The organism is Neobacillus sp. plas4 (genome assembly GCF_057221695.1).
The window spans coordinates 2,524,951-2,536,514 of the sequence record NZ_CM170152.1; the positions used below are offsets into that span (position 1 = coordinate 2,524,951).

Sequence of the window (11,564 nt, forward strand, 5' to 3'; positions counted from 1 at the left end):
TAATATTTATTTTAAAAGTTTTAAGAGTTTACTTTAAAAAGGCAGGTGTTTACTTACCAATTTATTTCACAAATGGAAGCGTTTCCTTTTTAATTAACCTCTAATCCTTATAAAAATAATCTATCTCATTTGGAAAGTTCACATCAAGATTGGAGAAGAGGAAGTGGTCAAACTGAAAGCGAAAAATAGAAGTGAACAACTTGTTCATGATCTTGGCAGGAAAATCGTGACTGGGGAAATACCTCCAGGAGAACTATTACCAAAGGTAGAAGATGCGGGTGAAATGCTTAATGTTAGCCGGACAGTAGTTCGTGAGGCTTTAAGAGTATTATCTACAATGGGACTTGTCAGGTCTAATCAAAGAGCAGGTACTGTGGTACTTCCGCGTTCGGATTGGCAATGGTGGAATCTTGATGTATTAACATGGGTGCTCGAAGACGAAAAGAATACCGATTTTTTGGTGCATTTAACCGAAGTGCGATTAGGGCTTGAACCTACAGCTGCTGCATTAGCGGCTAAAAGGGCAACGGACCAGGATATGGTAAAAATAAAAGACGCTTTTGAGCGATTAGAACTATCCATCGGCGATGAAAGGGCATGGGCAAGTGCTGATTATGATTTCCATGAAAGCATATTACAAGCTTCTCACAATGATCTCATCATTAACACAGTTAAAACTCTTCGAAAAGCCCTAGTTATCAGCCGCGAAAAAACGCTAGAAGCATCAAAGAATCTTCCCGAATCACCATATGATTCGCCGACACAAGAAGTATTTAAAAGACACCGAGTTATTTATGATGCCATCATAGCACGGGATGAAGAGTTAGCCAGGCAAAAAATGACTGATTTAATCCTGCGGGTAAAGAGAATTTTGGAAAAAATATATGGTTTTCAAGACTGAAAATATAAAAATTAAGGGTATGAGAGGAGCAAGAAAAAATGGGATTACAAGTGGTACGATTTGAAAAGGAAAATAAACAGCAATGGGGAGTTGTTTCAACCGATCAAATTCTCGTATTAAAAAATAGCTATAACTCTTTGGCAGAATTTTTAGAAACAGGGGCCGAAGAAGCAAGGAAAGTAAAAGAACAAGGAACGAGTGAATCTGTTGAATTGGATAAGGTGACAATTTTAAGTCCAGTAACGAAACCAGCAAGGATCGTTTGTCAGGGGGCAAATTATTCTTCACACCGTGCCGAATCTGGAATGGAAGCAGCCCGTCCACCTTATAACATGATTTTTAGTAAGGCTGATAGTTCGCTTAGTGGTGCATATACCGAAATTATTCGTCCGTCCCATGTTCAGCTCCTAGATTATGAAATTGAGTTAGGGCTTGTCATTGGAACAGAGATTACCGAAGCGGTAGAAGTAACAGATGAGAATCTTCATGAATATGTTGCCGGGCTAGTCATTTTTAATGATGTTTCCGCTCGGGATGTTCAACTAACGGAAGGACAATGGTTAAAAGGGAAAAGCTACCGTACATTTGGACCTACAGGACCATTTCTATACCTGCTTGATAAGGAAGAGGCAGCCCTCATTCATGATCTAAATTTAAAATGTTGGGTAAATGATGAATTACGCCAATCAACGAACACCAGTCAACTGATTTTCAAACCGGCAGAAACGATTACAGAGCTTTCAGAAACAATGGATCTTTCAAAAGGTGATTTAATCATCACTGGTACAACTGGAGGTGTCGCATTAACTCTTACTCCAGAAATGTTAGGAACGATTTCAAGTCCAGCAGTTCCGTACCAAAAGAAAATGGATTTATTTGTGGAAAACCAAATTAATAATGGGAAATACCTCAAAGATGGAGATGTAGTTCGTTGTCAAATCAAGAGTTCAGATGGAAGTATCGACCTTGGCGAACAAATAAACAAAGTAGTAGCAAGTAAAGTAACCGTTTCTTAAAATTAAAAATCAATAGCTGGGATTTATACCTAATCCCAGCGTCCCTTTTATCAAAGCTATTAAGGATATTTACTTTGAGATGAATAAAAAGGCTATTTTTAATTCCAACTTATGAATCCGCTTTCATTGCAGTTTTTATACACAAACTAAAAAGAATGATAGGGGTATGATGGATGAAAAAAGAAAATGTAGATGTTGCCATTGTTGGTTACGGGCCGGTATCTAAGCTATTAGCTACTTTACTTGGTCAAAAGGGTTGGAAAGTCGGTGTATATGAAAGATTCCAAACATCCTATCCTCTGCCGCGAGCTGTTCATTTCGATGATGAAACAGCGCGGATTTTGCAATCAGTCCTTCCTGCAAGCGAGATTGATAGAATTACTCAGGTCGCAGATGACTTTTATGAATGGTGTAATGGTGAAAGGCAAAATCTTTTAAAATTGGATTTTTCTAGCTTCGGTGCTTCTGGGTGGCCAGGTCATATGTTCTTTAATCAACCTGAACTTGAGAATCTATTAGATGCTGCCTGCTGCAACCAGCCTACAGTCAATGTAAATCTAGGGCATGAAGCAATTGGTCTTACAGAATTTGACGATAATGTAGAGCTAATCGTAAAGAATCAACAGGGTGAAGAGATCCAGATTACTGCAAAATATATTGTGGGCTGTGATGGAGCCAATAGTTTTGTTCGTAAAAATATCGAACATACGATAACGGATCTTGGATTTGCTGCCGATTGGCTTGTGGTAGATATTATTCCGCAAGTAGAAAGAGAATGGAAACCAATGAATTTGCAAGTATGTGATCCAGCACGGCCTACGACAGTTGTATCAGGCGGCCCCGGTAGAAGGCGCTGGGAATTCATGGCTCTTCCAGGTGAAAGAAAAGAAGACCTTAACAAGGAAGAAATGGCATGGAAGTTATTGGAGCCTTGGGATATTACCTCTGCGAACTCTGTGTTAGAACGACACGCAATCTATACTTTTAAGGCACAATGGGTGGATGAATGGCGAAAGGGAAGAGTGATATTAGCTGGGGATGCTGCACATCTAACTCCGCCATTCATGGGTCAAGGAATGTGTGCAGGACTTCGTGATGCGAAGAATCTAGCATGGAAACTCGATTTGGTCCTCAAGGGTCTTGCTAATGACAATCTTCTCGATACCTATACGAAAGAACGGATACCGCATAATCGTGATGTAGTCGAGGCAGCTTTATTTTTAGGAAATGTCATTTGCGTAACCGATCCAGAAGCTGCTGCCAAACGGGATGAAGCATTTTTCACGGGCAGTGTTCCACCTATGCCAGAATTTCCATTTTTGACGGATGGCATTCTCTATCAGCAAGGCAAATACACGGGGAAACTCTCATTTCAAAGTCAGGTGAAGTATCAAGGCAAAGAAGGGTTGTTTGATGACCTAGTTGGGGATGGATGGATTGTGATGAGTCCAATTGATGATCCGAGGAAGGTATTGAGTGAAGAACAAATCAGCTTTCTTGAAAACATAGGAGCAAAATTCATTCAGGTTTCAGAATCTTCCGACACAACACAGGAGTCTTCAAATCTAGTGGTCGATGTTGATGGTAACTACAAACAATATTTTATTGAAACAGGATTAGAGGCTGTTCTTGTTCGTCCAGACTTTTACATTTTCGGGGGTACTGAAGTTTTAGCTGAGTTTCCTTTAGTCGTTGATAATTTAGTGAAACAAATGGATCAATTCATAAATACAGCAACTGCGAGATAACCAATATTGGGGAATATTCGTTTCTATTGCAGCTACTGTACCAGCATAAAGGATGGGGATCCTTTAGCATACGTTTCTGAATTACTTGAGGGCAAATCAGAAACAAATTTTAATAGACTCGGCTAAAAGTCTAAAAAGTAATTATACTATGTTTTTTTGTAAGAATGCTAATGAATGGATTCAAATAATTTTAAATTAACCAAATTAGGGGGATTGTATGATGTCCAATGTAAAAGTATTTCGATTAGCTTATGTTGATTTTTCTGCAAAAAATGCCGGTGCAATGGTGGACTATTATACCCATACAATGGGATATCGGGTTACGGAGGAAAAGGACGGAGTGACCTATTTAAGTAACGGCCTTGATCATCATAATATTGTCATTACACCTGCAGAAGAAAAGGCAATTCGCAGATATGGCTATCAATTAGATGGACAGATGACACTCGAAAAAGTACAGGAGCAACTCCATTCCCAAGGGATTGCCTCAAGTATGAAAATAGACGCGAAACCTGGTATTTCAAGATTCCTAGAATTGCAGGATCCAGCAGGGAATGTACTTGAAATCTTTACGGAGATGGAACAAACTGCGATTGGTTTTGGAAGTTCAGGAATTGTTCCTCTTAAACTAGGACACATTGCTTTTTATGCGAAAAATTTTAAGGAAACGATTAAATTTTATCAGGAAGTTTTAAATTTTGCCTTTACCGATCAAATCGGAGTAGATTTCGCTAATTTCTTAACCTGTAATACCGATCACCATGTGATCAATATTGTCGCATCAGAGGAGACGCGCCTGCACCATATTGCTTTCCAATTAAAAGACGCAAGTCATCAATATGCCAGTTCTGATCTATTAGCGAAGCATGGACGTCCTGTTCTTTGGGGACCATCCCGACATACTGCTGGACATAACATTGCCACCTACCATCATGACCCAGAAGAAAATGTGGTGGAATTATATACAGACATGGACGTTTTTATTTCAGAACTTGGAATTTTCGAGCCTCGTCCATGGCATGAAATTCTGCCCCAAAAACCAAAAGTTTGGGAAGCCTTAAGTGCTTGGGGCACTGAATTTGAATTAGACTTGGCAAAAGTGTAAGAAGTCTTCTTTAGAAATGGGCATTATAGTTCTAGACTAAAACCAACAGGTATAGGAAATTAGGGGACATTGAGAGCTTAGAAGCAGTTTTTTTGATCCCCTTTCTTCTTCTTTACCTATTAGATTGATTCACAAAATTCTACATAGTAATAGGATAAGTTTTTACTAGTAAAAGAGATGAATGGAGGAGTAAAACAATGACAACTTATATTATTGATGGTGCGAGAACAGCTTTTGGTACGTATGGTGGGTCTTTTAAGGATGTTAGTGATGTTGACTTAGGTGTGGCAGCAACAAAAGGAGCCATTGAAAGAAGCGGTATTCCAGCTTCCGATATAGATGAAATCATTTTTGGAAATGTAATTCAAACTGCTGAACATTCACCCTATTTGGCCAGACATATTGGTTTAAAAAGCGGCATGTTAGAATCATCATCAGCCCTAACCTTGAATCGACTTTGTGGATCAGGCTTGCAGTCAATTGTATCAGGAGCACAGTCCATTGCGTTAGGAGAAGCGAAAGTCATTGTGGCTGGTGGTACCGAGAGCATGAGTACAGCACCGCAAATAATAAAGGGAACCCGATTTGGTTCACCGAATAAAGCTCCTGTTGTGATAGATATGTTGTGGGAAACTTTGGTTGATCAATATGTGGGTTGTGGAATGGGTATGACCGCTGAAAATCTGGCAGAAAAATATAACATTTCTCGTGAGGAGCAAGATGCATTTTCTGTTCAATCGCAGCAAAAGGCGGGAAAGGCAAGGGATCTCGGAAGATTTGCAGATGAAATTGTTCCCGTTGTGATAAAAGGTAGAAAAGGGAAAGAAACCGTGATTGAGGCGGATGAACATATTAGAACAGATGTGAATGTAGAAGGATTAGCCAAATTAAGACCAGCTTTTAAGAAAGATGGGACAGTAACCCCAGGCAATGCCAGTGGTATTAACGATGGTGCTGCTGCTGTCATATTAGCTTCTGAAGACTATGTAATTGAACATAATTTAAAGCCATTAGCCAAGATTGTTTCATGGGGAGTGGCAGGGGTAGACCCAAAAATTATGGGAATTGGCCCTGTTCCAGCAAGTAAAAAGGCGTTGGAAAATGCTGGACTCTCTTTAAGTGACATAGATTTGTTTGAATTTAACGAGGCTTTCGCTGCACAAGCATTATCTGTGATCAAAGAGTTAGGGGTTGACCAGGAAAAAGTAAATGTTAATGGTGGTGCGGTCGCCCTCGGTCACCCCCTTGGTGCAAGTGGTACGAGAATCACCTATTCGTTAGCACTTGAGCTGAAGAAAAGGAATTTGAAATATGGTTTAGCTTCCCTGTGTATTGGCGGCGGTCAAGGCATTGCAATGATTATTGAGTCTGTGTAAGACACTGGAAGATATCGGAGTGAAATTTGGATGAAGTATGAGGGGGAACGATCATTGGAAAACAATAAAGTCCTTTTATCTATTGAAAATCATGTTGGAGTCATTACGTTAAATCGTCCAGAAGCAGCCAATTCTCTTGATTTGCAAATGGCCAAGGAATTAATGGAAGTCGCCATTTTTTGTTCTGAGAGTGAAAGTATTCGAACAGTTGTGATTACCGGTGCTGGAAATAAGTTTTCAGTTGGGGGCGATTTAAAAAGCTTTGCCCAAGAGGGAGATGAAATAAGCTCGCATTTGAAAAGTGTGACGTTTTATCTGCATCAAGCCATTTCCCTTTTTGCAAGAATGAACAAACCTATTATTGGGGCTATAAATGGAGTCGCAGCTGGTGCTGGAATGAGTCTTGCTTGTGCATGTGATTTGGTATATGCCTCAGAGAAGTCTAAATTTGTGATGGCCTATAACAAAATTGGATTAACACCGGATGGGTCAGGGAGTTATTTCTTACCTCGTCTTGTCGGGATGAGACGAGCATTAGAGTTAATGTATACCAATCGGCAGTTAACGGCGGATGAGGCATGTGAATGGGGAATCGTCAATCAGGTAGTTTCCGATGAGAAACTGATGGAAGTAGTCCTAAGTATTGCTGAACAGTTGGCAAAAGGTCCAATGAATGCCTATGGAGCAACGAAAAAGTTATTCTATCACTCTCTTCAAGAAACGCTGGAGTCGCAAATGAGTAAGGAATCTTTATTACTCGCAACTAGAGCAAGCAGTAAAGAGGGGAAAGAAGGAATTTCTGCTTTTCTTGAAAAGCGTGAAGCGAATTTCTTAGAATAAAAGATTTATGTGATTTCAGAATCCTTAAATGGAGGGATCGGATTGAAAGCAGATAAAATACAAGAAAAGTTACTCTGGGAGCCCTCTCAACAAATGATAAATGAGTCAAATATTAAAAAATTTATGGTTTGGCTGGAGGAAAAAAGAGGGCTTACATTTAACCATTATAATGAATTATGGCAATGGTCGGTAACGGAGATTGAAAACTTTTGGACAGCTATATGGGAATTTTTTGATATAAAAGCAACAGGGGCTTATCAAGAAGTATTATCAGGTAATAAAATGCCAAACGTTAGATGGTTTCAGGGTGCGAATTTAAATTATGCAGAGCATATATTTAGGCAGGAGAATCCCAATAAACCTGCAATTATTTATCAATCAGAGATAAGCCCAGTACAGGAACTTAGCTGGGTTGAATTAAGAAAGAATACAGCGGCAATCGCGAAACATTTAAAGTCGTTAGGGGTTAAGCGGGGGGATCGTGTCGTTGCTTATGCCCCAAATATTCCAGAAACGATCACAGCCTTTCTAGCGTGTGCCAGTATCGGTGCTGTTTGGTCAAGCTGCGCACCGGAATTTGGAATCGCAAGTGTCATTGACCGGTTTAAACAAATCGAACCAACTGTATTAATTGCTGTTGACGGCTACCAATATGGCGGAAAGACTTATGACCGTCTGGATCATTTGAAAAAAATACAAGCAGAATTGCCGACACTAAAACAAACCATTCTCATTCCATATTTACAAGAAAAACCTGAAGTGATAGATAATTCTATTTTGTGGAATCAGGTTTTAAAAGAAAATAATAATGCTGCTTTAACATTTGAGCCAGTTCCTTTTAATGATCCTCTTTGGATATTGTATTCTTCCGGTACCACAGGAAAACCAAAAGGAATTGTTCAAAGCCAAGGAGGAATCCTGTTAGAGCATTTAAAATTCCTTGGTCTTCAAATGGATATTAGGAAGGACGACCGATTTTTTTGGTACACGACTACAGGATGGATGATGTGGAATATTGGCGTTAGCGGGTTACTGACAGGAGCAACCATTGTCCTATTTGATGGTAATCCAAACTATCCAAACGATGAAACGTTGTGGAAGTTTGCAGAATCTACGAAACTGAACATTTTTGGAACGAGTGCAAGCTTTTTAATGGCCAGTATGAAAGCAGGATTGATTCCTAAGGAACAATTTGATCTCTCTCCCTTAAGAACGATAGGCTCTACTGGGTCGCCGTTACCTGAAAGTGGCTTTGACTGGATTTATGAGCATGTAAAAGAGGACGTTTGGCTTACTTCTACGAGTGGTGGAACGGATATTTGTTCGGGCTTTGTGGGGGGAAGTCCAATTTTACCGGTTTACTCAGGCGAAATACAGGCTCGTGTATTGGGGGCGGCGGTAAGGGCTTATAATGATGCCGGTGTAGAAGTAATTGATGAGATCGGTGAACTTGTGATTACAGAACCAATACCATCCATGCCGATCTACTTTTGGAATGATGAAGAGGGAATACGTTATAAAGATAGTTACTTTAATGTATTTCCAGATATTTGGCGACATGGAGATTTTATTAAAATTACGACGAGAGGATCCGCGATTATATTCGGCCGATCAGACGCAACCATAAACCGTGGCGGTATTCGAATGGGAACAAGTGAAATTTACAGTGCCATCGAAAAAATCCCAGAAGTAATGGATAGTTTAATTGTCGATATTCCAATAAGTGCAGAACAATCCTACATGCCTTTATTTATCGTTCTAAAAGAAGGCTTCGAGCTTTCAAATGCTGTAAAAGCAAATATTAAGCAAACGATTAAGGAAAATTGTTCTCCAAGACATGTCCCAAATGATATTTTTAGTATAAAAGAACTTCCGAAAACCTTAAATGGTAAGAAACTAGAAGTGCCGATTAAGAAGATTTTAATGGGTTTACCGGTTGATAAAGCGGTTAACATCGGGTCATTATTGAATCCACAATCGTTAACGTACTTTGTTAAATTTGGCGAACAATTATCCTCGGGAATGGTCAAATAGTTGTAAAAGAATTGGAAACTGATTTTCAAAAGCGGCAGATATATTATTGCAGAGTCAGTGTCCTACGATGAAACTCATACTGATTTGTGATAGGGGTACCTAAAAGTCTAACTTTTTGGGTCCCTCTGGCTTTAAAGATAAAGAAAGACACATTTATGGGGAGGGAGTTTGAGTTTATGATTAGCGATTTTAAGTCTAAATTTCCAAATTTCTTTAAAGCCACCGTTTTTGGTTCTGCATTATCAATGATGGCTGGCTGCTCGGCAAATTTTGCCGGTGAAAAGGTGGTAAAAGCAGATTCGAATTCAGATAAATCAGCTAATAATAAAAATTCCGTGAGGGAAGAGTCACAAGCGGAAAAACCAAATGTAATCTACATTGTTTTGGATGACACTGGTTATTCCGATTTAGGTGCATACGGTTCAGAAATTAAGACTCCGAACATTGACCGACTAGCTGAAAATGGACTTCGGTACAATAATTTTCATGTGACGCCTGTTTGTTCGCCAACAAGGGCCTCGTTATTAACGGGAAGAAACAGTCATGCAGTCGGAATGGGACATGTTTCCAATTTTGACTTTGGACCAAGTTTTCCAAATCGAAGAGGAGAACTTGTCCCTGAAGCGGGAACCGTTGCCGAAGTACTCACAGAAAACAATTTTACGAATTACGCTCTTGGAAAGTGGCATATCCTTCCAACAGCAGAAGTTTCGCCTGCTGGGCCATATCATAACTGGCCATTAGGAAAGGGCTTCCATCGTTATTTTGGAAACCTTGAAGATTCCTCGGATCAATATCGTCCAGAACTCATCGAAGACAATACGCATATCGAAACGCCTATCAATAAAGACTTTCATTATTCTAAAGCGCTTGTGGAAAAGGGCAGTCAATATATTATTGACCACGTTTCTAATCAACCTGAAAAGCCATTTTTTATGTACCTAGGTTTTGGGGCACAACATATGCCGCACCAGGTACCACAAGAATACATAGACCAGTACGATGGGGTTTATGATGAGGGCTGGGAGAAGGTACGCGAAGAACGTTTTAAAAGACAAAAGGAAATTGGGCTTATTCCTGAAGATGCGGAATTAGCTCCATTAAATCCTGGTGTTCAATCATGGGATGGCCTGTCAGAGGATGAGAAGGAAGTGTATACGCGTTTCATGGAAACGTATGCTGGGTTCTTAACACATACGGATGAACAAGTTGGAAAAATGATTGATGTTTTAGAGAAAACCGGGGAACTAGAGAATACAATGATTGTGTTAATATCGGATAACGGTGCCAGCTCAATTGGCGGTGAGAATGGATCTACAAGCCAAGCCATTGCCTACAATGCGATGAAAGAGGATTTCAAAACGGTACAAGCAAAGCTGGATAAAATCGGTGGGGAATCAACCAATCCGGATTATCCTGCTGGCTGGGCACAAGTGAGCAATACGCCATTCAAAATGGTGAAAAGTACCACATATGCGGGTGGAATACGGACACCAATGATTGTACACTGGCCAAAAGGAATCGAGGATAATGAGAAAGGAAAAGTAAGAACTCAGTTTACCCATGTAAGTGATATTACGGCTACCGTATATGATTTGCTTGGAGTGAAGTCACCTAAAACCTTAAAAGGCGTCGAACAAATGCCGGTCACGGGAACAAGCTTTGCTTATACTTTCAAGGATGGCAATGCAAAGTCTAAAAAGAAGTCGCAATATTTTGAAATAACTGGAAATCGTACGATCTATCATGAGGGCTGGAAAGCAATTGCCTTTCATAAAAAAGGTCAGCCATTTGAAGACGATGTCTGGGAACTATATCATGTGGATGAAGATTTTTCGGAACTGAATGATCTTGCAGCCGAAGAACCGAAGAGATTGGAAAAGTTGATTAAAGTATGGGAGAAGGAAGCAAAGGCGAATAATGTCCTCCCGCTTACCGAACATTTTCTTAATTCATTAGCGAATCTGCCGGTAGATTCACCACGAGCGAGAAAAACATTTACGTTTTATCCGGAAATGACACACGTAAGTGAATCGGCAGCACCTTTCACGATTAATCGTTCATACGAAATTACAATACCGTTCGAATATAAACAAGGTGACAAAGGGGTATTGTTAGCCCTAGGAAATGATAAGAGTGGATATACTTTCTATGTTAAAGACAATCATTTAATCTATGAACATAATTCTGGATTTTCTCGATATAAAATTGTTTCTGATAAAGTGCTAACGGAAGGAAAGATGACACTTCGCTTCCATTTTAATAAGACCGCTAATAATGAAGGTATTGGCACCCTATACGTCAACGATGAAAATGTAGGGGAGACACAGATCAAAATGCTTCCTATCAAAGTGTCCTTTGAAGGGTTAGATATTGGGGAAGATATGTTATACCCGGTGAGTCCTGAATACGAAAACGAAGGGACATTCCCTTATTCAGGAAGTATAGAGAAAGCCATTTATTCGTTTGAAGAAGCAGCAGTGGTTACGATTCCATAAATAAAGAAGGAATTAAGGGGTACAAAGGCAATGTCTTTGTACCCCA

The 11,564-nt window shown here is 39.7% G+C and carries 8 protein-coding genes; all 8 read left to right on the top strand.

Going from position 1 to position 11,564, the window contains the following annotated elements:
• The first annotated feature begins 163 nt into the window (after positions 1-163).
• The 8 genes from AC2TFD_RS12590 to AC2TFD_RS12625 all read left to right on the top strand — a co-directional run bounded on the left by AC2TFD_RS12590 (position 164) and on the right by AC2TFD_RS12625 (position 11,518).
• Complete coding sequence (locus AC2TFD_RS12590; RefSeq protein ID WP_335567618.1) at positions 164-901, top strand: FadR/GntR family transcriptional regulator; 738 nt, start codon at positions 164-166, stop codon at positions 899-901.
• A gap of 38 nt (positions 902-939) precedes the next feature.
• Positions 940-1,917, top strand: a complete 978-nt coding sequence (locus AC2TFD_RS12595; RefSeq protein WP_335567617.1) for a fumarylacetoacetate hydrolase family protein — start codon at positions 940-942, stop codon at positions 1,915-1,917.
• A gap of 173 nt (positions 1,918-2,090) precedes the next feature.
• On the top strand, positions 2,091-3,665 hold the full coding sequence (gene mhpA / locus AC2TFD_RS12600; protein ID WP_484675807.1) for a bifunctional 3-(3-hydroxy-phenyl)propionate/3-hydroxycinnamic acid hydroxylase MhpA: 1,575 nt from the start codon (positions 2,091-2,093) through the stop codon (positions 3,663-3,665).
• A gap of 220 nt (positions 3,666-3,885) precedes the next feature.
• Entirely contained in the window at positions 3,886-4,770 is an 885-nt protein-coding gene (locus AC2TFD_RS12605) for a VOC family protein (protein ID WP_335567615.1), read from the top strand.
• 197 nt (positions 4,771-4,967) lie between these two features.
• Entirely contained in the window at positions 4,968-6,146 is a 1,179-nt protein-coding gene (locus AC2TFD_RS12610) for an acetyl-CoA C-acetyltransferase (protein WP_335567614.1), read from the top strand.
• 54 nt (positions 6,147-6,200) lie between these two features.
• Positions 6,201-6,986 (top strand): enoyl-CoA hydratase/isomerase family protein, encoded by a 786-nt coding sequence (locus AC2TFD_RS12615; RefSeq protein WP_484675808.1) that lies wholly within the window; start codon positions 6,201-6,203, stop codon positions 6,984-6,986.
• 42 nt (positions 6,987-7,028) lie between these two features.
• Positions 7,029-9,020 carry an acetoacetate--CoA ligase gene (locus tag AC2TFD_RS12620; RefSeq protein WP_484675809.1) on the top strand — a complete coding sequence of 664 codons (1,992 nt, stop codon included), beginning with the start codon at positions 7,029-7,031 and terminating at the stop codon, positions 9,018-9,020.
• A 176-nt stretch (positions 9,021-9,196) separates the two neighbouring features.
• Positions 9,197-11,518: an arylsulfatase gene (locus AC2TFD_RS12625; RefSeq protein ID WP_484675810.1), complete on the top strand. Its 2,322-nt coding sequence runs from the start codon at positions 9,197-9,199 to the stop codon at positions 11,516-11,518.
• Positions 11,519-11,564 lie beyond the last annotated feature (46 nt).